This is a genomic window from Streptomyces sp. NPDC005784 (assembly GCF_042871525.1).
GTDB lineage: Bacteria > Actinomycetota > Actinomycetes > Streptomycetales > Streptomycetaceae > Streptomyces.
In genome coordinates this window covers 454,354-479,001 of the sequence record NZ_JBIAIQ010000002.1, presented here as the reverse complement: position 1 = coordinate 479,001, position 24,648 = coordinate 454,354, and the positions used below count along the sequence as shown (strand labels likewise).

The window sequence follows — 24,648 nt, the reverse complement described above, 5'->3', positions numbered from 1 at the left end:
GGGGGGGGGGTAATCCCCCCTCTTTCTGCTCGCGCGCGGCGGGGGGGGGGGGGGGTGGGCCCCCCCCCCCCCCCCCCCCCCCGCGTCTCCCGGGGTCATGTTTCACGTGAAACATGACCGACCTGCCAAGCCTCAGCCCTGCTCGGCCCACCACTCCTTGAGAGCCGCCGCCGCGGCGGCATGCTCCAGCGGGCCGTTCTCCAGGCGCAGCTCCAGCAGGAACTTGTACGCCTGGCCGATCACGGGGCCCGGACCGATGCCCAAGGTCTCCATGATCTGGTTGCCGTCGAGGTCGGGCCGGATCGCGTCGAGTTCTTCCTGCTCCTTGAGCTGGGCGATGCGATCCTCCAGTCCGTCATAGGCGCGGGAGAGCGCGGCCGCCCTGCGCTTGTTGCGCGTGGTGCAGTCGGAGCGGGTCAGCTTGTGGAGCCGGTCGAGAAGCGGGCCCCCGTCACGGACGTAGCGACGGACGGCGGAGTCCGTCCACTCGCCGGTGCCGTACCCGTGGAAGCGCAGATGCAGTTCGACCAGACGTGAGACATCCTTCACGAGGTCATTCGAGTATTTGAGCGCCGTCATCCGCTTCTTGGTCATCTTGGCGCCCACCATCTCGTGGTGATGGAACGAGACCCGCCCGTCCTGCTCGAAGCGACGCGTCCGCGGCTTGCCGATGTCGTGGAGCAGCGCGGCAAGCCTGAGAACCAGATCGGGCCCGTCCTCCTCCAACGCCATCGCCTGTTCCAGAACGATCAGCGTGTGTTCGTAGACGTCCTTGTGCCGGTGGTGCTCGTCGCTCTCCAGCCGCAGCGCGGGAAGCTCGGGGAGCACGTGGTCGGCGAGCCCGGTGTCGACGAGCAGTGTCAGGCCCTTGCGCGGGTGGGCGGACTGGATCAGCTTGTTCAGCTCGTCCCTAACCCGCTCCGCCGAGACGATCTCGATGCGCCCGGCCATGTCCGTCATGGCGGCGACGACCTCGGGTGCCACCTCGAAGTCGAGCTGCGCGGCGAACCGTGCGGCGCGCATCATCCTCAGCGGATCGTCGGAGAAGGACGCCTCCGGGGTGCCCGGGGTACGCAGAACGCGAGCGGACAGGTCGTCCAGACCACCGTACGGGTCGATGAACTCCTTCTCCGGCAGCGCGACTGCCATCGCGTTCACCGTGAAGTCGCGACGCACGAGGTCTTCCTCGATGGAGTCGCCGTAGGACACCTCAGGCTTCCGCGAGGTCCGGTCGTACGCCTCGGAGCGGTAGGTCGTGATCTCGATCTGGAACGACTGCTCCACATCGCCCACGCGGGCATCCTTCTGCGCCCCCACTGTGCCGAAGGCGATCCCGACCTCCCACACCGCGTCCGCCCAGGGCCGGACGATCTTCAGCACGTCCTCGGGTCGGGCGTCCGTCGTGAAGTCCAGGTCATTGCCGAGCCGACCGAGGAGCGCGTCCCGGACCGAGCCGCCGACCAGGGCGAGCGAGAACCCGGCTTCCTGGAAACGGCGGGCGAGCTCGTCGGCGACAGGAGACACCCGCAGCAGTTCACTCACCGCTCGGCGCTGCACCTGACTCAGGGCACTGGAATTGTCTTCGTTGGCGTTCGGCACAACAGAAAAGGGTACGTGGCCGAGGCCCCCGGGAGCGCCTGGATAAATCCCACACCTGTACCCCACATATTTTCGCGGGCAGAATACGCGTACATACAGGACAGTCGGCACCTTCCCCGATCTTGTGGACCACTCCGCGGCACTTACTCTCAGCGCACCTCGTTACGATGCGTGGACGCACATTCCGACGACCACTGACGATGACGAGGGACGGGCGAGCGCGTGGCCGAGGCGGCAGACTTCCAAGGGACGAGTCCCTCACCTGCCCGCCGGTGGCTCCGGCGCAGCGGTGCACTGCTGGCCGGGGCGCCGCTGCTGGCCGGGGTGCTCCAGCTGCCCTTCAGCACGCCCTCCGCGGCCGCTGAGAAGGCCGCTGTCACCGCTGGCATAGGGTCGTCCGGCCCTGTTGACGTCAGCCTCGACTCGCTGAGCCCCAGCGCCCCCACCGACGGTGACACGGTCACGGTCTCGGGCTCGGTCACCAACACGAGCAAGCAGACGGTCACGGACGCCCATGTGGGCATCCGCGTGGGACCTTCCCTGAACACCCGCTCCGCCATCGACACCGCCGCGAGGCGCACCAGCTTCCAGCCGGGCCTCGACGCGCTGGAGGTCGGGGGCAAGTACGTCGCGAAGGTAACCAGGCTCACCGCCGGCAGCTCGCAGCACTTCAGCATCTCGGTTCCCGTCAAGGACCTCGACCTCGGCTCCGACGGGGTCTACCAGCTCGGCGTCTCACTCACGGGCCGGACGACCGCACAGCCGTGGGACCAGGTCCTCGGCATCGAGCGGACGTTCCTGCCCTGGCAGTCCGCCGCGGCGGACACGAAGACGAAAACGACGTACCTCTGGCCGCTCATCTCCACCGTCCACCTCACGGCGGAGACCGGTTCGGACGCCCAGCAGACGCCTGTCTTCAAGAATGACGACCTGGCCAAGGAGATCTCCCCGGGCGGGCGTCTGGACCAGCTCCTGTCGCTGGGCAGCCAGCTCGATGTCACCTGGGTGCTCGACCCGGACCTGCTGGCCTCCGTCGACGCGATGAGGGGCGGCTACCGGATCCAGCAGGAGAACGGCACGACCATCGCCGGGAGAAACCAGGCGGTCGCCAACGCCTGGCTCGACAAGTTGGAGAAGACGGTCCGGGACCAGAGCGTCGTCGCGCTCCCCTTCGCCGACCCCGACCTGGCGTCGCTGGCGCACCACGGCAAGGACGTCACCGGTTCCCTGAGCCACCTCAAGGACGCCACCGATGTGGCGGCCGGCACGGTGGAGACGATCGTCCACGTGAAGCCGACCACGGAGTTCGCCTGGCCGGCGAACGGCGCGGTGGACCCGTCGATCGTCAAGGTGGCCACGTCGGCCGGCGCGGACAAGGTGATCGCCCGCAGCGACAGCCTGCGCGAGACGGGCGGCCTGCCCTACACGCCGAGCGCCGCCCGCCCCATCGGCGGCGGAACGACAGCGGTGGTAGCCGACCAGCGGCTGTCGACCGCGTTCCAGGGCGACATGATGAAGGCGGACAACTCCACACTCGCCGTCCAGAAGTTCCTCGCGCAGAGCTTGATGATCAACCTGCAGGAGTCGAAGGACTCACGCAGCATCGTCGTCGCTCCGCAGCGCATGCCCACCGCGAGCCAGGCACAGTCCATGGCCGAGGGGCTGCGGGCGCTCCAGCAGGGGAACTGGTCGGAATCCCAGGGGCTGATCGAGGCCGCCAAGGCCAAGCCGGACCCCGGGGCCACCACGAAGGTGCCCCCCACGTCCTCGTACCCCTCGGCACTGCGCAACCGGGAGCTGCCGCGCGCGGCCTTCGAGCGGATCCAGGAGACACAGGCCAAGCTCGACAAGTTCCGGATGATCCTGACCGACGAATCCCGTGTGGTCACCCCGTTCGGGCGGGCCATAGACCGGGGGATGTCAGCGTCCTGGCGCGGTCGGACCACTGAGGCAGCGGCCTTCCGGCAGAGTGTGGAGACGTACCTCGACGGGCTCATGGGCCTGGTGCATCTCATCAAGAAGTCGGACGCGAAGCTCTCCGGGCGCAGCGCCACGATCCCCGTGACCGTCCAGAACAACCTCGTGCAGGGCGTCGGCCATCTGGTGCTGCGCCTCACGTCGCAGCAGCCCACCCGTCTCAAGATCGGCAATGGCCCGTACGACGAGCGTCCGATCCAGGTCGCGGGCGAGCACAGCCAGTCGGTCAAGTTCACGACTTCCACCAAGGCCAACGGCCCGGTGCAGGTCGTCGCCCAGCTGTACACGGAGGACGGGCAGCCGTACGGAGACCCGGTTTCCTTCGAGGTGAAGGTCACCGAGATCACCTCTACGGTGATGCTCGTCATCGGCGGCGGAGTCCTGCTTCTCGTGCTCGCCGGTTTCCGGATGTACACGCAGCGTAAGCGTGCTGCCGCCCGGCAGGCCGAGGAGGATGCGGAGAACGGTCCCGAAGCAGGGGGCGAGAGCAACGACACAAACGGCACCGTGGACACTGACACCACCGAAGACTCCGAGGCCGGTCCCGAACGGGCTTCCGACCCGGAGTCCGGGGCAGACGGCCCGGAGCACCCGAGTGACCCAACACCGGACACCGCACCGGAAAGCGCCGACCCGTCCAGCACGGGTGAGAGAGTGGACCGTTGAGCTATGTCGTGGCCGGTGGGCCCGGGGACGATGAGGTGGGGTAACCATGAACGCGCCGTACGACGGTGACCGCGGCCAGGGCGCGGGATCCTCGGGCTACCCCGAGGACCACCCGGACCAGGACGCGGGCCGCTCCGGCTACCCCGAGGGCACGCCGGAGGCCGGTCATATGCCGCCGGGGTCTCCCGCGGACATGTACCTCCAGGACGCCTACGACCAGGATCCCTACCGGGCGCAGGACCTCTCGGCCCAGGACCCGGTGGCGGAGGCGCTCTACGACCGTGCCGCGCATCCTCCGCCGGCGCCCGGAACGTACGCCCCCCAGCAGCCGCTCTACGCCCAGCCGCCCGCGTCGCAGTACGCCCCCGACCCGCGGATGTGGGCCCAGACGCCCCCTCCGGAGCCGGCCGGGCCGACGCGCCACCTGCCGTACGGGGACGACGCCCGGACCACCCAGTACGTGGGGGTGGACGACCTGGTCACCCAGGCCGGCGAGGAGCAGCAGGAGCCCGATGCCTTCGCTCACCTCTTCCGCGATCAGCAGCAGGGCGGCGTCCGTCATGCCTATGCCTCCCCCGCGGTCCCGGCACCGGCCCCTGAGCCGGCTCCGGCCGCCGCTCAGCCGCCGGCGGCCGCTCCGGCGAAGTCCGGCGGCCGCGCCTCCGGCTTGCTGAAGTCGAGCGCCGTAATGGCGGCGGGCACGCTCGTGTCCCGTCTCACCGGCTTCGTACGCACCATGATCATCACGGCCGCTCTGGGAGCGGCGACGCTCGGTGACGCCTGGACCGTCGCGTACACCCTGCCGACGATGATCTACATCCTGACCGTCGGCGGCGGACTCAACTCGGTCTTCGTGCCCCAGCTGGTGCGGTCGATGAAGGAGGACGAGGACGGCGGCGAGGCATACGCCAACCGCCTGCTGACGCTCGTCATGGTCGCCCTCGGTGTGATCGTCACCGCCGCGGTCTTCATCGCGCCGCTGCTGATCCAACTGATGTCGGACTCCATCGCGAGCAACCCGGCGTCGAACAACGTGGCCGTCTCCTTCGCCCGGTACTGCCTGCCCACGATCTTCTTCATGGGCGTGCACGTGGTCATGGGCCAGATCCTCAACGCCCGCGGGAAGTTCGGCGCGATGATGTGGACCCCGGTCCTGAACAACATCGTCATGATCTTCACGTTCGGCATGTTTCTCTGGGTCTACGGCACCGCCCGGCACTCCGGCATGACGGTGAACAACATCCCGCCGGACGGCATCCGGCTGCTGGGCATCGGCACCCTGCTCGGCCTGGTCGTGCAGGCCACGGCGATGGTTCCGTATCTGCGCGAGGCCGGGTTCCGGTTCCGTCCGCGCTTCGACTGGCGGGGCCACGGCCTCGGCAAGGCCGTCAAGCTCGCCAAGTGGACCGTGCTCTTCGTTCTCGCCAACCAGGCGGGCGTACTCGTCGTCACGCAGCTGGCCACGGCGGCGGGCAAGGCCTCGGGCAAGAGCGGCGCGGGCATCCTGGCCTACGCCAACGCCCAGCTGATCTGGGGCATGCCGCAGGCGATCATCACGGTCTCCGTCATGGCGGCCATGCTTCCGCGGATCTCGCGAGCGGCCCACGACGGCGACCCGGGAGCCGTCCGCGACGACATCTCGCAGGGTCTGCGGACCTCCGCGGTGGCGATCGTCCCGGTGGCCTTCATGTTCGTCGCCCTGGGCATCCCCATGTGCACCTTGCTCTTCGGCTCCAGCGGCATCGAGGCCGCGCAGTCCCAGGGCTATGTCCTCATGGCCTTCGCGCTCGGTCTGATCCCGTTCTCGGTGCAGTACGTGGTCCTGCGAGGCTTCTACGCGTACGAAGACACCCGCACCCCCTTCTACAACACGGTCATCGTGGCCGCCGTCAACGCTGCCGCGTCGGCCGTCTGTTACATGGTGCTGCCCGCGCAGTGGGCGGTCGTCGGCATGGCCGGCGCGTACGGACTGGCGTACGCCGTGGGCGTCGGAGTGGCCTGGCAGCGACTGCGCAGGCGGCTGGGCGGCGACCTGGACGGCGCACGCGTGCTGCGCACGTACGCGCGTCTCTGCCTGGCCTCCATCCCTGGCGCCGTGGTGGGCGGCGCCGTAGGCTTCGCGATCACCCGGGCTCTCGGGCACGGTGCGATCGGTTCGATCGCGGCGCTCGTCGCCGGATCTTTCGCCCTGCTCGGTGTCTTCTACGTCGCCGCGCGCAAGATGCGCATCGAAGAACTCAACTCAATGGTCGGAATGGTCCGCGGGCGCCTGGGGCGCTGAGTCGGGGGTACGCGCACAACCATCGTCCGTCGCCGTGTGTCGTGCATAGCGCCGGACTGTGGGCACAATTGGTTTCTGCGTCGGACAGCGCGCAATGGATGGGGAGGCAGGGACGACGGTGGCGGAACGGAGCACGGCTGCCGTCGACGTGGCAGACAACAGCGGTGACGAGCCGCTGACCGCCAAGGCGGACCAGACCACGTCCGACGGGGTGGCCCAGAACTGGGAGCGGGAAACGGACAGCGAAGAGGCACAGGGGAGCGGCGGGACCGAGAGTCCCGGAAAGGCCTCACCGCCCGAACTGCACAGTGGTCACAAACTCGCCAGGCGCTACCGCCTCGAAGAGTGCGTCACCCGTCTGGACGGTTTCAGCAGTTGGCGCGCGATGGACGAAAAACTCCGCCGTGCCGTCGGGGTACACCTGCTGCCCGCCGATCATCCGCGGGCCCGCTCAGTACTGGCGGCGGCCCGTTCCTCCGCCCTGCTGGGCGATCCCCGATTCGTCCAGGTCCTGGACGCGGTCGAGGAGAACGATCTCGTCTACGTGGTGCACGAGTGGCTGCCGGACGCCACGGAGCTCACCGCGCTTCTCGCCTCGGGTCCCCTCGAGGTGCACGAGGCCTACCAGATGGTCAGTCAGGTCTCCCAGGCCATGGCCGCCGCGCACCGCGAAGGCCTCGCGCACCTGAAGCTGACCCCGGGCGCCATCCTCCGCACGTCGTCCGGCCAGTGGCGCATCCGCGGGCTCGCGGTGAACGCGGCGCTGCGCGGCATCAGTTCGGACACCCCGCAGCGCTCCGACACGGAAGCGATCGGCGCGCTCCTGTACGCCGCCCTCACCCAGCGCTGGCCGTACGAGAACGACGCCTACGGCCTGTCAGGGCTGCCCAAGGGCGTCGGTCTCATCGCACCCGACCAGGTGCGGGCCGGGGTCCACCGGGGACTGTCGGAGCTCGCCATGCGCGCGCTCGCCAACGACGGTGCGACCGCCTCCCGCCACGAGTCCCCGTGCACCACGCCGGAGGAGCTCGTGAAGGCGATCAGCGAGATGCCCCGCATCCGCCCGCCGGAGCCCGCGTTCACCGCACCACCCGAGTACCAGCGCACGACGTACCAGCAGGGCACGTACGGCCGCCAGTCGCCGCGTCCGGGCGTTACCCAGCCCGTGCCGGCTCCGCCGCCCCCGCTGCAGAGCCGCACCGGCACAGCCCTGAAGTGGGCCGTCTCGGCTCTGCTCATCGCCGCACTGGGCCTGGGCAGTTGGCAGTTGGCGGACGCGCTGATGGACCACAGCAAGTCCGACGACACCAAGAAGACCCAGACGACGGACGGCAACGAGAAGAGCGGCGACCAGACCAAGCCGACCAGACCGATCGCCATCAAGGGTGCGCAGGAGTACGTCGCCAAGGGCGACGCCCAGGCACCCGGTGACGTGGGCAAGACCTTCGACGGTGACAGCTCGACGTTCTGGCGGAGCAAGAGCTTCCTGGACGGTCCGAATATGAATCCGTCCTTCAAGCCTGGTGTCGGTATCTCCTACGACCTCGGTTCGCAGCAGACCGTCACGGCGGCTTCCATAGGGCTCCGGTACCCCGGTGATCACACCACGATCACCCTCTACGCGACGGACTCGATGAGCTCCTCCACATCAGTGGATTCGATGACGAAGATCGGGACCATCACGACGAGCGGCACCAGCGCGAAGATCACGGTCAGCAAGAAGGCGAAGACTCAGTACGTGCTGCTCTGGATCACGGCGATGCCCTACGCGTCCGGTGACCAGTACAGCAACGCCGGCTACAAGCAGGCCATCACGGATGTGAAGTTCACCGGCTGACGCTTGTCGACGGAGGGGAGGGGGGTCCGATGGCCGATGAAGCCGCGTACGGCGAAGCAAGCGATCAGGACCTCCTGGCCCGCCACGTCGAGGGCGATCCTGAGGCCTTCGGTGAGCTTGTGCGGCGCCATCGCGACCGCTTGTGGGCGGTGGCCCTGCGGACGCTGGGAGACCGCGAGGAGGCCGCTGACGCGGTCCAGGACGCACTCGTCTCCGCCTACCGGGCCGCCCATACCTTCCGGGGCCAGTCGGCCGTCACGACCTGGCTGCACCGCATCACCGTGAACGCCTGCCTGGACCGAGCCCGCAAGGCGGCTTCCAGGAAGACCTCCCCCGTCGATGACACCCAGCGCCTGGAGCAGCTCCTCGAACCGCACGAGTCCGCCTCCGCTCCGGCCGAACGCAATGACCTCCACCGCGAGCTCATCAGCGCGCTGGGCACCCTCCCGGCCGACCAGCGCGCCGCTCTCGTCCTGGTGGACATGCAGGGCTACCCCGTGGCCGAGGCGGCCCGCATCCTCGATGTGCCGACCGGCACGGTGAAGAGCCGCTGCGCGCGCGGCAGAGCCAGACTGGTTCCCCTGCTCACCCATCTCCGCACGGAGAGTTCGGGTGACGAGGAGACCAAGAAGTCGGGCGGCGGACGGAACCGGACGCAGGGGACATCCGTCCCACCCGCAGCGGGACCGCAGAAGTCGGGACCCCATGACGGGGGTCCAAGCGATTCAGCTGCCGTGAAGGGCGGAGGTGGGCGAGCGTGACATCCACGACGGACAAGGCCGGGCACCCGGACGTCGCGGAAATCTCCGACCTTACCGAGGGTCTGCTCTCGCCATCCCGTACCGAGGACGTACGACAGCACCTCGACGGATGTGTGCTCTGCGCCGATGTGTACGACTCCCTGGAAGAGATCCGCGGTCTGCTCGGCACCCTGCCGGATTCCCCGCGCATGCCCGACGATGTCGCCGGACGCATCGATGCCGCCCTGGCCGCGGAAGCCCTGCTGAGTGCCACAGCTCCCGTTGAGGCATCTGACGCGGACGACGACCGCACTCATGTTTCACGTGAAACGTCGCCTGCCGGCGGTCCTTCCGGACATCCTCGTGCGGCCACAGGACCCGGTCGGCCTCATCGAGCGAGTCGTGGGCGTCGCAGGACGGTCCTCCTCACCACCGCCTTCGCGGCCGCCGCCTTGGGGCTGGGGGCGATCCTCGTGCAGTCGTTGGGGGATAACAGCTCCGGCAAGGCCTCCCAGACAGCGACCCAGCAGGAGTCGGGTTCGCGGAACACCTTCTCCGAGACAACGTTGAAGACCGAGGTCTCGGACCTTCTCGCGAAGAACAAGAAGCCGGATGACAGCTCGGCCAGCACGAAGCCTTGGGGTGTCGAGTCGCACGACGCCGGAACCGACTCGGGCGGGGTCAAGACCTTGATCACCCCCACGCCCGCCGTTCCCCAGTGTGTCGAGCAAGGGACCGGTGACCCCGGAGTACTCCTCGCCGCCAAGGAGGGCTCGTACAAGGGGACCAGCGTCTATCTCCTCGTGGTGTCGGATGTCTCCGACAGGGCGAAGGTCACGGCCTACATCGTCGACTCCTCCTGCGGGAAGCAGGCCACCCCGTCGCCCGGCAAGCTACTGCTGTCGCGGTCGTACGCGCGGTCCTGAACGCGTCGGCTTCAGGTTCCCGGGCACCATCTCCGAGCGTCTCGCTCGCACGCCCTGACGCTTCGAAGCACGGTGGCGTGCTGCCCGGACGTCGCTTGGCATCTCCGTCCGACACCCGGTCTCCGTGTGCCCTGACACAGCGGGAATTGAAGCCCCTTAGGATCCGTTGGGTGGGGTGAGAGTACTGAGAGATGCTCCCACCAGTACGCAGCAGTCTCCAGAGACGAGGAATCAAGCCGTGAGCGACGTCCGTAACGTGATCATCATCGGGTCTGGGCCCGCCGGCTACACGGCGGCGCTCTACACCGCGCGCGCGTCGCTGAAGCCGCTGGTCTTCGAAGGCGCCGTCACCGCGGGCGGTGCGCTGATGAACACCACCGAGGTGGAGAACTTCCCCGGCTTCCAGGACGGCATCATGGGCCCCGAGCTCATGGACAACATGCGTGCCCAGGCCGAGCGCTTCGGTGCCGAGCTGGTCCCGGACGATGTCGTCGCTGTCGACCTGACGGGCGAGATCAAGACCGTCACGGACACCGCCGGCACGGTGCACCGCGCGAAGGCCGTGATCGTCACGACGGGCTCGCAGCACCGCAAGCTCGGCCTGCCCAACGAGGACACGCTCTCCGGGCGTGGCGTCTCGTGGTGCGCGACCTGTGACGGCTTCTTCTTCAAGGACCATGACATCGCCGTGATCGGCGGTGGCGACACCGCGATGGAGGAGGCCACCTTCCTCTCGCGTTTCGCCAAGTCCGTGACCATCGTCCACCGCCGGGACAGCCTCCGCGCCTCCAAGGCGATGCAGGAGCGTGCCTTCGCCGACCCGAAGATCAAGTTCATCTGGGACAGCGAGATCACCGAGATCAAGGGCGACCCGAAGCTGGCCGGTCTGACGCTGCGCAACCTCAAGACCGGAGAGACCTCGGAGCTGCCGGTGACCGGTCTGTTCATCGCGATCGGTCACGACCCGCGCACCGAGCTCTTCAAGGGCCAGCTCGACCTGGACGGCGAGGGCTACCTGAAGGTCGCCGCGCCTTCGACCCGCACGAACCTGACCGGTGTCTTCGGCGCCGGTGACGTCGTCGACCACACGTACCGCCAGGCGATCACCGCTGCCGGTACCGGCTGCTCCGCCGCCCTCGACGCCGAGCGGTACCTCGCCGCCCTTGCGGACAGCGAGACCGCCGCCGCGGCCGCCGCCACCGTCTGATCCCCCCGTCCGCCCCACCGCACCAACAAGTTAAGGAGCCCGCCGTGGCCGGCACCCTCAAGAACGTGACCGACGACTCTTTCGAGCAGGACGTCCTCAAGAGCGAAAAGCCCGTCCTGGTGGACTTCTGGGCCGCCTGGTGCGGTCCCTGCCGTCAGATCGCCCCGTCGCTGGAGGCGATCGCCGCCGAGTACGGCGACAAGATCGAGATCGTCAAGCTCAACATCGACGAGAACCCGGACACGGCTGCCAAGTACGGTGTCATGTCGATCCCGACCCTGAACGTCTATCAGGGCGGCGAGGTCGCCAAGACCATCGTCGGTGCGAAGCCGAAGGCCGCGATCGTGCGCGACCTCGAGGACTTCATCACCGAGTAGTCGATGACCGCCGCACGCGCGGCGTGTGTTTCACGTGAAACACGAATGGGCCAGCCCGTTGGGGCTGGCCCATTCGCTTTGCCTGGGGGACGCCGGTCGCAGATGCACGATTGCGATCAGCCGGCCGTCACAGAGGACGAAGCGCGGGCTCCTTCTGTACCGCTCCGAGGAGACGGTCCAGCGCCATCTCGACGTCTTCCTTCCAGGAGAGCGTCGTCCGCAGTTCCAGCCTCAGACGGGGGTACCTGGGGTGAGGGCGCACGGTCTTGAAGCCCACGGCGAGCAGATGGTCGGCGGGGAGCACACAGGCGGGTTCCTTCCACCGGGCGTCTCCGAAGGCCTCGATCGCCTTGAATCCCCGACGGAGCAGATCCTTGGCCACCGTCTGAACCATCACCCGGCCCAGACCCTGCCCTTGATAGCCCGGCATGATGAACGAGGTCATGAGCTGAACCGCGTCCGGTGCCACAGGGCTTGTGGGGAACGCCGTGGAGCGGGGGACATAGGCGGGCGGCGCGTAGAGCACGAAGCCGACCGGCACATCGTCCACGTAGGCAACCCGGCCGCAGGATCCCCAATCCAGCAGAACCGAGGAGATCCACGCTTCCTTCTCCAGCGCGGGTGTGCCTGCCTTTACCGCGGCTTCACTGCTGACGGGGTCGAGTTCCCAGAAGACACACGCACGACAGCGCTTGGGAAGGTCCGGAAGGTTGTCCAGCGTGAGCGGTACGAGCCGACGCCCCATGAAGGATGTTCCTCGCTTCGTTCGCCCGCGGCGTCACGGGCGGCTGTCAGATGGCTCCGCTCTCTGAACAGGCTGCCGACGAATCCGCCGACCACTCCCAGACCCAGGCCTGCGGTCACCAGTCCGGTACGACTCACGGTTTGCATGGCCCCCGCCTCCCCGATGAAGGTGCTGCCAGGTGGATGCGCCATACCCAATCGCATCGTATCCACGATGCGATTCCATCGATACCGCCAGAAAGCAAAGAGCGGACCGTGTTCCGGTACACACCGGACACGGCCCGCCCTCCTGGTGGACCGATTGGACATCGATCGGCCAGGAGGCCGACTCAGTCTTCCGCGTCGTCGGAGTCGTCGTCCAGAAGGCTCTTTTGAAGGACCGGTCCCTCGCCCGGGGCGAGGGAACCGAGGATGCGCTCAAGGTCCTCCATCGAAGCGAACTCGACAGTGATCTTGCCCTTCTTCTGCCCCAGGTCGACCTTCACGCGCGTCTCGAAACGGTCCGAGAGACGCGTCGCCAGATCGCTCAGCGCCGGAGAGACCCGGCTGCCGGCCCGCGGCCCCTTGGAGCGCTGAGCCGTCTGCGGACGCGACCCCATGAGGGTGACGATCTCCTCCACGGCGCGCACCGAGAGTCCCTCAGCGACGATGCGGTGAGCCAGCCGGTCCTGCTCCTCCGAGTCGTCGACGGCGAGGAGCGCCCGCGCATGTCCCGCGGAGAGAACCCCGGCGGCCACACGGCGCTGAACGGACGGCGAGAGCTTCAGCAGACGCAGGGTATTGGAGACCTGCGGACGCGACCGTCCGATCCGGTCCGCCAGCTGGTCGTGCGTGCAGTTGAAGTCCTTGAGCAGCTGGTCGTAGGCGGCCGCCTCTTCCAGCGGGTTCAGCTGAGCCCTGTGGAGGTTCTCAAGGAGCGCGTCCAGGAGGAGCTTCTCGTCGTCCGTGGCCCGCACGATCGCAGGAATGGCCTCGAGCCCCGCCTCACGGCAGGCACGGAAGCGACGCTCTCCCATGATGAGTTCGTAGCGCGTCGGACCCACCTGGCGTACGACGACGGGCTGGAGAAGCCCGACCTCCTTGATGGAGGTGACGAGCTCAGAGAGAGCGTCCTCGTCGAAGACCTCACGCGGCTGGCGCGGGTTCGGCGTGATGAAGTCGAGGGGCAGTTCGGCGAAGTGAGCGCCGACAGGCGCCTGAAGCGTCTCCAGGGCCCCGCTCGACGAGAGCTCCTCCGTTTCCTGTGAAACAGGCGGCAACGTGGTCACCTTTGCCGCCGCCACCCCGCGCTCCGCTGTGAGTACGGGTCCGGCAGTCGGCGAGGAGGATGCCCCGCTCGCCGAAACACCCGGACGCTCACCTGTCGGAGCCGCGGGGATCAGTGCGCCAAGGCCCCGCCCCAGACCCCGTCGTCGCTCACTCACTGGATCCCCTCCACCATGTTCTGATCGTTCTGTCCGCCCACATGGGCGTGTTGCGCGTCGTACGCCATTCCGACTCCTCGGAGGGCGATTTCGCGCGCGGCCTCAAGATACGAGAGAGCACCGCTCGAACCCGGATCGTAGGTCAGAACCGTCTGCCCATAGCTCGGCGCCTCCGAAATACGGACCGAGCGCGGAATGCTCGTCCGCAGCACCTCCTCGCCGAAGTGGCTGCGTACCTCCTCCGCGACCTGGGACGCGAGGCGTGTCCGGCCGTCGTACATGGTGAGCAGAATCGTCGAGACATGGAGGTCGGGATTGAGGTGCCCTCGTACCAGATCGACGTTGCGCAGGAGCTGTCCCAGACCTTCCAGCGCGTAGTACTCGCACTGGATGGGGATGAGGACTTCCGCGCCGGCGACCAGCGCGTTGACCGTCAGCAGGCCGAGCGACGGCGGGCAGTCGATGAGGATGTAGTCCAGCGGCTGCTCGTACGCCAGGATCGCTCGCTCCAGCCGACTCTCACGAGCCACCAGTGACACCAGCTCGATCTCCGCACCGGCGAGATCGATCGTGGCGGGGGCGCAGAAGAGACCCTCGACATCAGGGACCGGCTGAACGACTTCGGAGAGCGGCTTGCTGTCGATCAGCACGTCATAGATCGATGGGACCTCGGCGTGGTGGTCGATGCCCAGCGCGGTGGAGGCATTGCCCTGAGGGTCGAGGTCGATCACCAGGACCCGGCCACCGTGCAGGGCAAGCGAGGCGGCAAGGTTGACCGTGGTCGTGGTCTTACCCACCCCACCCTTCTGGTTGGCGACCACCATGACTCGGGTCTGCTCGGGCCGTGGCAGGCCCTCACCGGCGCGACCTAGCGCCTCCACGGCCAGTTGGGCAGCACGACCGATGGGAGTGTCGTCCATTGGGGGCGGTGTTTCACGTGAAACATCCTCCCCCATCGACTCGGTACGGGGACCGGGGACCGGATCGGTCATCGGTCCCGCGATGTTGGCGTCGGACCGCAAGGATTCACTCTCCTCGACTTCAGGCTCGCAATGAACAGAGCCTCCCATGCCATCGGGGTCGTGAACCAGCGAGGCCCGTTGTTCTGTGGAGAAATCCACCTCTGTGGACAACTCCACACCCTCTCTGAGTGAACCGAGAGGCCTCCGGTCCCGAGGTTCGGCCGCAGCGCGACCACGACTGATGATGCCGTGCAACAGTGAGCGACGTTTCACGTGAAACACGATGCCCAGCCACTCGGGGCCATCAGGGCGCGACACTCCGGTACGCATGGGTTTGGCAGCTTTTATGGCGTACGTCCTACAGACAGGGCTGATCAAACGGGAGTGACAAATAACTCCCGGCCCTGAACAGAGAAACTCCCGGCCCCGTCGTGCGGGAACCGGGAGTAGCGATACTCACATCGTCCAGGATCAGCGTCGGCGACGCGTCCGGCTTGTCCGGGCGGCCTTGGCCCGCTTCGCCGCGAAGCGCACACCGCCGGGGCTCTCGCCCACCTCCACCCGCACCACGGTGGACAGCGGGTCCACGATGCCCTCACCGACATGCAGGATGGATGTATCGACGGCGCCGAGCTTGCTCAGCGCCGTGGCAGAGGCCTTCAGCTCCTCCTCGGCGGTGTCGCCCTTGAGGGCCAGCATTTCGCCGTACGGACGCAACAGCGGGATGCCCCAGGCCGCCAGCCGGTCGAGCGGGGCAACCGCCCTGGCGGTCACCACGTGAACCGGCTGCACCTTCCCCATGACCTCCTCGGCACGGCCTCGCACGACGGTCACGTGGTCGAGCCCGAGCAGTTCCACGACCTCGGTGAGAAAGGTGGTCCGACGCAGCAGGGGCTCAAGCAGCGTGATCTTGAGGTCCTCCCGGACGAGCGCCAGCGGGATGCCGGGCAACCCAGCACCGGAACCGACGTCGCACACGGTCACGCCCTCGGGCACGACCTCGGAGAGCACCGCGCAGTTCAGCAGGTGCCGTTCCCACAGCCGGGGCACTTCACGGGGGCCGATCAGCCCGCGCTGCACTCCCGCCTCGGCCAGCAGTTCCGCGTACCGGACCGCGTCCGCGAAGCGATCACCGAATACCTCGCGCGCCTGCTCGGGCGCGGGGGGAAGCTCCGCTGCCTCCGTCACGGGGGACCGTCCTTCCGTACTGCTTAAGCGCAATGAGCGCTGATCACCAGGACTATCAGGCTGACAAAATTCGGCCCCGCCTGCGCAACAGACGGGGCCGAAAGAACGTACGTACCGATCAGGCGGGGAGCACGACGACGAAGCGCTGCGGCTCCTCGCCCTCGGACTCGCTGCGCAGGCCCGCGGCCTTGACCGCGTCGTGCACCACCTTGCGCTCGAAGGGCGTCATCGGGTCCATCTTCACCGGCTCGCCGGAGCTCTTGACCTCGGCGGCCGCCTTGGCACCCAGCTCGGAGAGCTCCTCGCGCTTCTTGGCCCGGAACCCCGCGATGTCCAGCATCAGCCGGCTGCGGTCCCCGGTCTCCCGGTGCACGGCCAGGCGCGTGAGCTCCTGGAGCGCCTCCAGCACCTCGCCGTCCCGGCCGACCAGCTTGTGCAGGTCTCGGCCGCCCGAGTCGCTGACGATCGAGACAGCGGCGCGGTCGGCCTCGACGTCCATGTCGATGTCGCCGTCGAGATCGGCGATGTCGAGCAGACCCTCGAGGTAGTCCGCCGCGATCTCGCCTTCCTGCTCCAGGCGGGTCAGGGTGTCGCCCTCAGCGGCGGCGGAGGTGGTGCCTTCCGTCACGGGATGGACTCCTTCTTACTTCTTGGACGGGGACTTGGGCCGCTGCGGGCCCTTGCGCTGTCCGGACTGGGCCTTGCTGCGGGTACCGGCGCCGGGCTTGTTACCGCTTCCGGGGGCCGGCTTTGCGGCGGAGGGCTTGGCATCCTGCGGCTCGTCGGACTTGCTCAGCGAGGTCTTCGGCTCCGACTCGTCCGCCGGCGCGCTGCTGGACGCCGCGCCCGACTGACGCTGCGACTTGGACTGCCGCTTCGGCTGCTGACGCTTGGGAGCGGCAGCCGCGGTGGTCGTCGTGGTGCCGTCCTCGGACTCGATGACCGTCGCGTTCTCGCCCGTCACCACGAGGCCGTCGGGCTGGGCAACGAGGCCCGCCTTGGTCAGGCCGTTGATGAACTTGCGCTCGAACTCGTTGCGGTCGCGGCCCTTGGCGACGATGGCCTTGACGATGGCCTTCTCACTGCGGCGACGCGTCTTGCCGTGGCTCGTGACGTGCTTCTGCAGGCGCTCCAGGTAAGCGGCCTGAGCCTTCGAACCCGGGGTCGGGTTGTTGCGGATGACGTACATCTGCTGGCCCATGGTCCACACGTTGGTGGTCAGCCAGTAGATGAGGACACCGACGGGGAACCGGATGCCGAAGAAGGCGAACATCACCGGGAAGACGTACATCAGCATCTTCTGCTGCTGCATGAAGGGCGTCTTCACCGTGGTGTCGACGTTCTTCGTCATCAGCTGACGCTGCGTGTAGAACTGCGAGCCCGACATCAGCACGATCATGATCGCGGTGACGACACGGACATCGGTCAGAGTGGCGCCGAGCTGGGCGACCGTCTCGGCGCTGTCCGTGAACTTCGCCGCGAGCGGGGCACCGAAGATGTGTGCCTTACGGGCGCTGGCGAGCAGCTGATCGTCGAGGACGCCGATCGTCTTGCCCGTCGCGATGCCGTTGAGCACGTGGTACAGGGCGAAGAAGAACGGCGACTGCGCCAGGATGGGAAGGCACGAGGAGAGCGGATTGGTACCCGTCTCCTTGTACAGCTTCATCATCTCTTCGGACTGGCGCTGCTTGTCGTTCTTGTAGCGCTCCTGGATCTTCTTCATCTCGGGCTGCAGCGTCTGCATGGCCCGGGTGGCCTTGATCTGCTTCACAAAGAGCGGGATCAGGCAGATACGGATCAGGATCACCAGGGACACGATGGACAAGCCCCAGGCCCAGCCCGTGTCGGGACCGAAGATCTTCCCGTACACGGCGTGGAACTGGACGATGACCCAGGAAACGGGTGTCGTGATGAAGCTGAAAAGACTGGCAATCGTGTCCACTAATCAGGCTCCTTGAGCATGGGACGGGGTCTCGGCGGCCGGGCCCGGGGCAGTGGTGTCCCCGGTGGCCGGTTCGGCGGCGGAGGTCCCGCCCTTGCGTGCACGCCAGGCGTTACGCAGCAATTCGTGCCACCGCGGACGCTTGCGTTGCGGAACATGGTCCACACCGCCCAGCGACCACGGATTGCACCGGAGGATGCGCCAGGCGGTAAGTGCCGTTCCCTTGATCGCACCGTGCCGGTCGATGGCTGTGTAGCCGTAACGGGAGCACGACGGGTAGTACTTGCAGACCGGCCCGAGCAACGGGCTGATCGTCCACTGGTACAGCTTGATGAGAGCAAGCAGTGGGTACTTCATCGCGCGCCCCCTCCCAGCAGCCGCTGCAGGGCGGCATCCAGGTCTCGGGCCAGCTGTTCATGGTCGGCGTCACCCGCACCGGGCAGCGCTCGTACTACTACCAGGCTACCGGGGGGCAACAGGGCGACTCGGTCGCGCATCAGATGGCGAAGCCTGCGCTTCACCTTGTTGCGAACGACCGCTCCGCCCACGGCTTTGCTCACGACGAAACCCGCACGCGTCGAGGGAGCGCTCTCCCCAGGCGCGTGCGGGTCCGGTGCACCGCTACGTAGATGGACGACGAGAAGCGGGCGTCCGGCCCGGCGTCCTCGGCGTACCGCGGTCGCGAAGTCTTCGCGCCGCCTCAGCCGATGCTCGGTAGGCAGCACGAGATCATGACCTGTAAGTAATCAGGCGGACAGGCTGGCGCGACCCTTGCCACGGCGGTTCGCGAGAATCGCGCGGCCGGCACGGGTGCGCATCCGCAGGCGGAAGCCGTGGGTCTTGGCGCGACGACGGTTGTTCGGCTGGAAGGTGCGCTTGCTCACTAGGGGGCTCCAGAAAGAATCGGTGGTGGCGGGGTGCCGCCCTGGCTGTCACCGTGCGCCCACGAGGAAACTCGTATTACGCCCGAGTGCACCGCTTCCCGATCACTCTTCGCGATCTGTGCCCATCGGAGGCAGGCGGCAGCAGCCATCGACAACTCGACCTGGTTACGGTACGCGCGGCTACGCCATCCGGTCAAACCAGTCCCTGACAGGAGACACTATCCACAGGCTGGGGACAACAACTTGAACCGCACGGGTCGCCCTGACTACCGTGACTGGACTCCGATTCGTTCCCTTCCCACCGCCCCAGCGGTTTTGTTCCCCCCGCCCCAAGCGACTGACTTCCCAACCTGTTCCCAGAACCACACGTTCGTGGGACCCGTGAGAGAGCGTGCCCCGTGGCTGACGTACCTGCCGATCTTGCCGCAGTGTGGCCACGCGTACTGGAACAACTTCTGGGCGAGGGCCGCGGGCAGGGTGTCGAGGCGAAGGACGAGCACTGGATCAAGCGCTGCCAGCCCCTGGCGCTGGTCGCGGACACCGCCCTGCTCGCCGTCCCCAACGAGTTCGCGAAAAACGTACTGGAGGGCCGTCTCGCGCCGATCGTCAGCGAGACGCTGAGCCGCGAGTGCGGCCGCCCCATCCGTATCGCCATCACCGTGGACGACTCCGCGGGCGAGCCCTCCTCACCCACCCCGCCGCCCTACGAGGAGCCCGAGCTCCCCACCGGACCGGGCCAGGGCCGTGACTCCTACGAGAACCAGGGACGCGACGACCGCGGCGCCTACGACGGCGCTCAGGGCCGCGACGACCGCGGCGCCTACGAGGGCCAGGGACGGGACGACCGCGGCGCCTATGGCGGCCAGGGCCGCGACGACCGCGGTGGCTACGACGGCGGCGGTCAGGGCCGTGACGACCGGGGCGCCTACGAGCCGCAGGGGCGCGACGACCGCAGTCCCTACGACTCCCGTCGCGACGGATACGAGGGATACGGCCGCCACCGCGCCGACGACCACCGCGGCGGCCGCGCCGAACCGCTGCCCGGTGCCCCGGGCGACCAGCTGCCGACCGCCCGTCCCGCGTACCCGGACTACCAGCGCCCGGAGCCGGGCGCCTGGCCTCGCCACTCCCAGGACGACTACGGCTGGCAGCAGCAGCGCCTCGGCTTCCCGGAGCGGGACCCCTACGCCTCGCCGCCCCAGGACTACCGGCCGCAGCCGATGGACCGCTCGCCCTACGAGCAGCAGCGCCAGGACTACGACCAGCGTTCCGACCGTCGCGATCTGCAGGACCCCTCCGGCGGCGGTCAGGGGCGCAGGGGCGGCCCGTCGCTGCCGTCCTCGGGCGGTGCCCCCGGATCGAAGGCCGCGCAGCCCGCGCCGGCTTCGGGTCCGGGCGAACCCACCGCGCGGCTGAACCCGAAGTACCTCTTCGACACGTTCGTGATCGGCGCCTCGAACCGCTTCGCGCACGCCGCCGCCGTGGCCGTCGCCGAGGCACCGGCGAAGGCGTACAACCCCCTCTTCATCTATGGAGAGTCGGGACTCGGCAAGACGCACCTGCTGCACGCGATCGGGCACTACGCACGCAGCCTCTACCCGGGCACACGGGTGCGGTACGTGAGCTCGGAGGAGTTCACCAATGAGTTCATCAACTCCATCCGGGACGGCAAGGGCGACAGCTTCCGCAAGCGGTACCGGGAGATGGACATCCTGCTCGTCGACGACATCCAGTTCCTCGCGGACAAGGAGTCGACGCAGGAGGAGTTCTTCCACACCTTCAACACGCTGCACAACGCGAACAAGCAGATCGTGCTCTCCAGTGACCGGCCGCCCAAGCAGCTGGTCACGCTGGAGGACCGGCTGCGGAACCGCTTCGAGTGGGGTCTGATCACCGACGTCCAGCCGCCCGAGCTGGAGACCCGTATCGCCATCCTTCGTAAGAAGGCGGTGCAGGAACAGCTCAACGCCCCGCCGGAGGTGCTGGAGTTCATCGCGTCCCGGATCTCGCGCAACATCCGCGAGCTGGAGGGCGCGCTGATCCGGGTGACGGCGTTCGCGTCGCTCAACCGGCAGCCGGTGGATCTCGGTCTGACGGAGATCGTCCTCAAGGACCTGATCCCCGGCGGCGAGGACTCGGCCCCCGAGATCACCGCGACCGCGATCATGGCGGCCACCGCCGACTACTTCGGGCTCACGGTGGACGACCTGTGCGGGTCCTCGCGCAGCCGCGTCCTGGTGACGGCACGGCAGATCGCCATGTACCTGTGCCGTGAGCTCACCGATCTGTCACTGCCGAAGATCGGCGCTCAGTTCGGCGGCCGCGACCACACGACGGTGATGCACGCCGACCGCAAGATCCGCGCGCTGATGGCCGAACGCCGCTCCATCTACAACCAGGTCACCGAACTCACGAACCGCATCAAGAACGGCTGACGGAGACCGGCACCCACGCCGGCTCCGACATCACGGTCGGCGAATTCGGCCAGAGGCAGTCGGTCAGAGGCAGTCGGCCGGCCGAAGTAGCGGCTGTACGTGCCTGAGGGCGCCCCGGGAGACTTCCCGGGGCGCCCTTCGCCGTTCCCGGACTCCCACTCCCAGAAGTGCCGCGCACGCGCCGAGGGGCCCAGGACCGGGCCCAGGACGGCGCTCGGGGCCGGCCCGGCCGCACGCGCCGACGGGTCCGGGTACGCGCTCGAAGCGGCCTCGCCGCCCGCTGGGAGAGGCTCAAAGACCTCCTCCGAGGGTTCGGACGCCCTCCTTGAGGGCTTCGAGCCCGCGTTCCGGCGGTGTCCGCGCCGTTTCCACCGCTACCGGTCCGACACCTGCTGTTCGAATCCGAGCCTGGTTACGGCCACTCTCCACAGATGTGGTGACTTTCTTCCGTCCACAACCTGGGGACTGGGAAGTTGTCCAGATCGTTTCCACAGGCAGCATTGTTGAAAGACCATCAGACCAGGTCAACCGCCTGTGGATTGGTGGACGAAGACTCTCCACAGCCTGTGGACGAAGAAAAGATCCACAGGCCGTGCGCCAAGTTGTCCACCGCTGACCCACAGGCTGGAGCGAGTTGTCCCCAGTGATCCCCAGCTTCTCCACACCTCTGTCCACTGTTCGGCAACGCGCCGCGCCATCTCACCGCGTCGAGTGAAAGGCGTCACATCAAGGTGCCGGATTGGGCTGTGGGGAACGTGGGTAAAGCTGGGGACGGTGCTGGGGAGAAGTCACCCCAAGCTGTGGATCGAGTGTGCAGAACTTTTCGTCGTCCACAGACACCCCCGGTTGTCCACCGCCTCCGCCCACAGGGCCAGTGGACAAAAAATCGCCTCTGAGCTGCGAAAACAGGGTTATCCACGGTTTCCACAGGCCCTACTACTAAGACCAACTAGAGATAGCCTGAGAACCCTTTCGAAGTGGGGGCTGTGCACAACTTGCTCTCGGAGGCTCAGCTGCCGCTCGGCACGACTTGACCCCGAGAGGCACCGACTGTCAGCGCGGTGCGTCAGACTGGTCCCCGGTGTCCCTCCCCTCAGCGGTCCGAGCGACACCGAGTCAGACGACGAAGGCCAGCAGGGCGAGAGCGCCGGCAACAGACGGAGGCGGCAACGGTGAAGATCCGGGTGGAACGCGACGTACTCGCGGAGGCAGTGGCCTGGGCGGCACGCAGCCTCCCGGCCCGTCCGCCGGCGCCTGTCCTCGCCGGCCTCCTTCTGAAGGCCGAGCAGGGCGCACTGAGCCTCTCCAGCTTCGACTACGAGGTCTCGGCGAGGGTCTCCGTGGACGCGGAGATCGACGAGGAGGGCACGGTCCTCGTGTCCGGCCGCCTCCTCGCGGACATCTGCCGGGCGCTCCCCAACCGGCCGGTGGAGATTTCCACAGACGGTGTACGGGCGACCGTGGTCTGCGGCTCCTCGCGGTTCACACTCCACACCCTGCCTGTGGAGGAGTACCCGGCACTGCCCCAGATGCCGTCGGCGACCGGCACCGTCCCCGGTGAGGTCTTCGCCTCGGCCGCCGCCCAGGTGGCCATCGCCGCCGGGCGCGACGACACGCTCCCCGTGCTCACCGGCGTGCGCATCGAGATCGAGGGCGACAAGGTCACCCTGGCGTCCACCGACCGCTACCGCTTCGCGGTCCGCGAGTTCCTGTGGAAGCCGGAGGACCCGGAAGCGTCCGCGGTCGCCCTGGTACCCGCCAAGACGCTCCTGGACACCGCCAAGGCCCTCACGGGAGGCGACAGCGTGATCCTGGCGCTGTCAGGCTCCGGCGCGGGCGAGGGCCTGATCGGCTTCGAGGGTGCCGGGCGGCGTACGACCACCCGTCTGCTCGAAGGCGACCTCCCGAAGTACCGCTCGCTGTTCCCGACGGAGTTCAACTCCATCGCCGTCATCGAGACCGCCCCCTTCGTGGAGGCCGTCAAGCGTGTGGCCCTGGTCGCCGAGCGGAACACCCCGGTGCGGCTGAGCTTCGAGCAGGGCGTGCTGATCCTTGAGGCCGGCTCCAGCGACGACGCACAGGCTGTGGAAAGGGTCGACGCCCAGCTGGAGGGCGACGACGTCTCGATCGCCTTCAACCCGACGTTCCTGCTCGACGGCCTGAGCGCCATCGACTCGCCGGTGGCCCAGCTCTCCTTCACGACGTCCACGAAGCCCGCGCTCCTGAGCGGCAGGCCCGCCGTGGACGCCGAGGCGGACGAGGCCTACAAGTACCTGATCATGCCGGTGCGCCTGTCCGGCTGACCCCCTTGGCCCGCCGGTCCCCAGGGCCCGGCGGGCCGCACGGCGGGTAGGGCATACGTCTGAGCGGCTATGCCCACAGATGTGCGTGAGTTCCCCCGGTGCCCGAAAGGCGTGGGTGGTACCCCCAGGTCTAGGCTCGGACCCAGGTACGAGAGTGCCCTCACGCCACGTCGCAACCCTTAAGGAACAACTGATGGAGCTCGGTCTCGTCGGCCTCGGCAAGATGGGCGGCAACATGCGCGAGCGGATCCGCCGCGCAGGTCACACCGTCATCGGATACGACCGCAACCCGGACCTCGCCGATGTCCACAGCCTGGAAGAACTTGTGGGCAAGCTCAAGGGACCGCGCGTGGTGTGGGTCATGGTTCCGGCGGGCGCCGCGACCCAGTCCACCGTCGACGAGCTGGCCGCCCTGCTGGAGCCCGGCGACGTCGTCGTGGACGGCGGCAACTCGCGCTGGACGGACGACGAGAAGCACGCCGTCGAGCTGGGCATCAAGGGCATCGGCTTCGTCGACTGCGGCGTCTCCGGCGGCGTCTGGGGCCTGGAGAACGGCTACGCGCTGATGTACGGCGGCCACGCCGAGCACGTCGCCCGGGTGCAGCCCGTTTTTGACGCGCTCAAGCCCGAGGGCGACTTCGGAGCGGTGCACGCCGGCAAGGTCGGCGCGGGCCACTTCGCGAAGATGGTCCACAACGGCATCGAGTACGCCATGATGCAGGCCTACGCCGAGGGCTGGGAGCTCCTGGAGAAGGCCGACTCCGTGACGGACGTGCGTGAGGTCTTCCGCTCCTGGCAGGAAGGCACGGTCATCCGCTCCTGGCTGCTCGACCTTGCCGTCAACTCGCTGGACGAGGACGAGCACCTGGAGAAGCTCAAGGGCTATGCACAGGACTCCGGCGAGGGCCGGTGGACCGTGGAGGCCGCCATCGACCACGCGGTGCCGCTTCCCGCGATCACCGCGTCGCTCTTCGCCCGCTTCGCCTCGCGGCAGGACGACTCGCCGCAGATGAAGATGATCGCGGCGCTGCGCAACCAGTTCGGCGGCCACGCCGTCGAGAAGGCCTGATCGACGCCCCGGGTTCTCCGCACCCGGGGTGACCCGGTTGTCCACAGCCGGGGAAGAAACCCGAGAACCGGGGTCCGGCCCGGACCC

Annotated in this window: 20 protein-coding genes; 10 read left to right on the top strand and 10 right to left on the bottom strand. The window is 67.9% G+C overall.

Annotation, left to right across the window (positions count from 1 at the left end; genetic code table 11):
- Positions 1–132 precede the first annotated feature (132 nt).
- Positions 133–1,599 carry a CCA tRNA nucleotidyltransferase gene (locus tag ACFYR3_RS05020; protein ID WP_355851499.1) on the bottom strand — a complete coding sequence of 489 codons (1,467 nt, stop codon included), beginning with the start codon at positions 1,597–1,599 and terminating at the stop codon, positions 133–135.
- Positions 1,600–1,821: 222 nt separating this feature from the next.
- On the opposite strand from ACFYR3_RS05020, the gene ACFYR3_RS05015 reads away from it, so the two are divergent.
- From ACFYR3_RS05015 to trxA, 7 genes are all read left to right on the top strand, one after another.
- Complete coding sequence (locus ACFYR3_RS05015; protein ID WP_355851502.1) at positions 1,822–4,242, top strand: DUF6049 family protein; 2,421 nt, start codon at positions 1,822–1,824, stop codon at positions 4,240–4,242.
- Between the two features lie 46 nt (positions 4,243–4,288).
- Complete coding sequence (gene murJ / locus ACFYR3_RS05010) at positions 4,289–6,523, top strand: murein biosynthesis integral membrane protein MurJ (RefSeq protein WP_355851505.1); 2,235 nt, start codon at positions 4,289–4,291, stop codon at positions 6,521–6,523.
- Positions 6,524–6,641: 118 nt separating this feature from the next.
- Complete coding sequence (locus tag ACFYR3_RS05005) at positions 6,642–8,360, top strand: protein kinase family protein (RefSeq protein ID WP_355851508.1); 1,719 nt, start codon at positions 6,642–6,644, stop codon at positions 8,358–8,360.
- Between the two features lie 29 nt (positions 8,361–8,389).
- Positions 8,390–9,121 (top strand): RNA polymerase sigma factor SigM, encoded by a 732-nt coding sequence (sigM, locus tag ACFYR3_RS05000; RefSeq protein WP_389281510.1) that lies wholly within the window; start codon positions 8,390–8,392, stop codon positions 9,119–9,121.
- The gene (locus ACFYR3_RS04995; RefSeq protein ID WP_389281508.1) at positions 9,118–10,026 is read left to right on the top strand and encodes an anti-sigma factor family protein; all 909 of its coding nucleotides are present in this window, start codon (positions 9,118–9,120) and stop codon (positions 10,024–10,026) included. The genes sigM and ACFYR3_RS04995 overlap by 4 nt, the downstream gene beginning before the upstream one ends.
- 238 nt (positions 10,027–10,264) lie before the next feature.
- A complete protein-coding gene (gene trxB, locus ACFYR3_RS04990; protein ID WP_355851517.1) occupies positions 10,265–11,233 on the top strand; it encodes a thioredoxin-disulfide reductase in 969 nt (322 codons plus the stop codon).
- Between the two features lie 44 nt (positions 11,234–11,277).
- The gene (trxA, locus tag ACFYR3_RS04985; protein ID WP_355851519.1) at positions 11,278–11,610 is read left to right on the top strand and encodes a thioredoxin; all 333 of its coding nucleotides are present in this window, start codon (positions 11,278–11,280) and stop codon (positions 11,608–11,610) included.
- Between the two features lie 127 nt (positions 11,611–11,737).
- On the opposite strand, the gene ACFYR3_RS04980 is transcribed toward trxA, so the two are convergent.
- The 9 genes from ACFYR3_RS04980 to rpmH all read right to left on the bottom strand — a co-directional run bounded on the left by ACFYR3_RS04980 (position 11,738) and on the right by rpmH (position 18,754).
- Positions 11,738–12,355 (bottom strand): GNAT family N-acetyltransferase, encoded by a 618-nt coding sequence (locus ACFYR3_RS04980; RefSeq protein ID WP_355851522.1) that lies wholly within the window; start codon positions 12,353–12,355, stop codon positions 11,738–11,740.
- Between the two features lie 328 nt (positions 12,356–12,683).
- Entirely contained in the window at positions 12,684–13,778 is a 1,095-nt protein-coding gene (locus ACFYR3_RS04975) for a ParB/RepB/Spo0J family partition protein (RefSeq protein WP_356785158.1), read from the bottom strand.
- Entirely contained in the window at positions 13,775–14,848 is a 1,074-nt protein-coding gene (locus ACFYR3_RS04970; RefSeq protein WP_355851700.1) for a ParA family protein, read from the bottom strand. The genes ACFYR3_RS04975 and ACFYR3_RS04970 overlap by 4 nt, the downstream gene beginning before the upstream one ends.
- A gap of 363 nt (positions 14,849–15,211) precedes the next feature.
- Complete coding sequence (rsmG, locus tag ACFYR3_RS04965; protein WP_355851528.1) at positions 15,212–15,928, bottom strand: 16S rRNA (guanine(527)-N(7))-methyltransferase RsmG; 717 nt, start codon at positions 15,926–15,928, stop codon at positions 15,212–15,214.
- 118 nt (positions 15,929–16,046) lie between these two features.
- Positions 16,047–16,556 (bottom strand): R3H domain-containing nucleic acid-binding protein, encoded by a 510-nt coding sequence (locus tag ACFYR3_RS04960; protein WP_355851531.1) that lies wholly within the window; start codon positions 16,554–16,556, stop codon positions 16,047–16,049.
- Between the two features lie 15 nt (positions 16,557–16,571).
- The gene (yidC, locus tag ACFYR3_RS04955; RefSeq protein WP_355851534.1) at positions 16,572–17,870 is read right to left on the bottom strand and encodes a membrane protein insertase YidC; all 1,299 of its coding nucleotides are present in this window, start codon (positions 17,868–17,870) and stop codon (positions 16,572–16,574) included.
- Between the two features lie 3 nt (positions 17,871–17,873).
- Entirely contained in the window at positions 17,874–18,227 is a 354-nt protein-coding gene (gene yidD, locus ACFYR3_RS04950; RefSeq protein ID WP_261703725.1) for a membrane protein insertion efficiency factor YidD, read from the bottom strand.
- The gene (gene rnpA / locus ACFYR3_RS04945; protein ID WP_078942937.1) at positions 18,224–18,595 is read right to left on the bottom strand and encodes a ribonuclease P protein component; all 372 of its coding nucleotides are present in this window, start codon (positions 18,593–18,595) and stop codon (positions 18,224–18,226) included. Before rnpA ends, yidD begins: the two co-directional genes overlap by 4 nt.
- A gap of 21 nt (positions 18,596–18,616) precedes the next feature.
- Positions 18,617–18,754, bottom strand: coding sequence for a 50S ribosomal protein L34 (gene rpmH / locus ACFYR3_RS04940; RefSeq protein ID WP_006381191.1), 138 nt, complete (start codon positions 18,752–18,754; stop codon positions 18,617–18,619).
- A gap of 398 nt (positions 18,755–19,152) precedes the next feature.
- Between rpmH and dnaA the strand changes: the two genes are divergently transcribed.
- The 3 genes from dnaA to gnd all read left to right on the top strand — a co-directional run bounded on the left by dnaA (position 19,153) and on the right by gnd (position 24,561).
- Entirely contained in the window at positions 19,153–21,189 is a 2,037-nt protein-coding gene (gene dnaA / locus ACFYR3_RS04935) for a chromosomal replication initiator protein DnaA (protein ID WP_355851538.1), read from the top strand.
- A gap of 1,172 nt (positions 21,190–22,361) precedes the next feature.
- Positions 22,362–23,492, top strand: a complete 1,131-nt coding sequence (gene dnaN, locus ACFYR3_RS04930; protein ID WP_355851541.1) for a DNA polymerase III subunit beta — start codon at positions 22,362–22,364, stop codon at positions 23,490–23,492.
- A 193-nt stretch (positions 23,493–23,685) separates the two neighbouring features.
- A complete protein-coding gene (gene gnd, locus ACFYR3_RS04925; RefSeq protein WP_355851544.1) occupies positions 23,686–24,561 on the top strand; it encodes a phosphogluconate dehydrogenase (NAD(+)-dependent, decarboxylating) in 876 nt (291 codons plus the stop codon).
- The last annotated feature ends 87 nt before the right edge of the window (positions 24,562–24,648 follow it).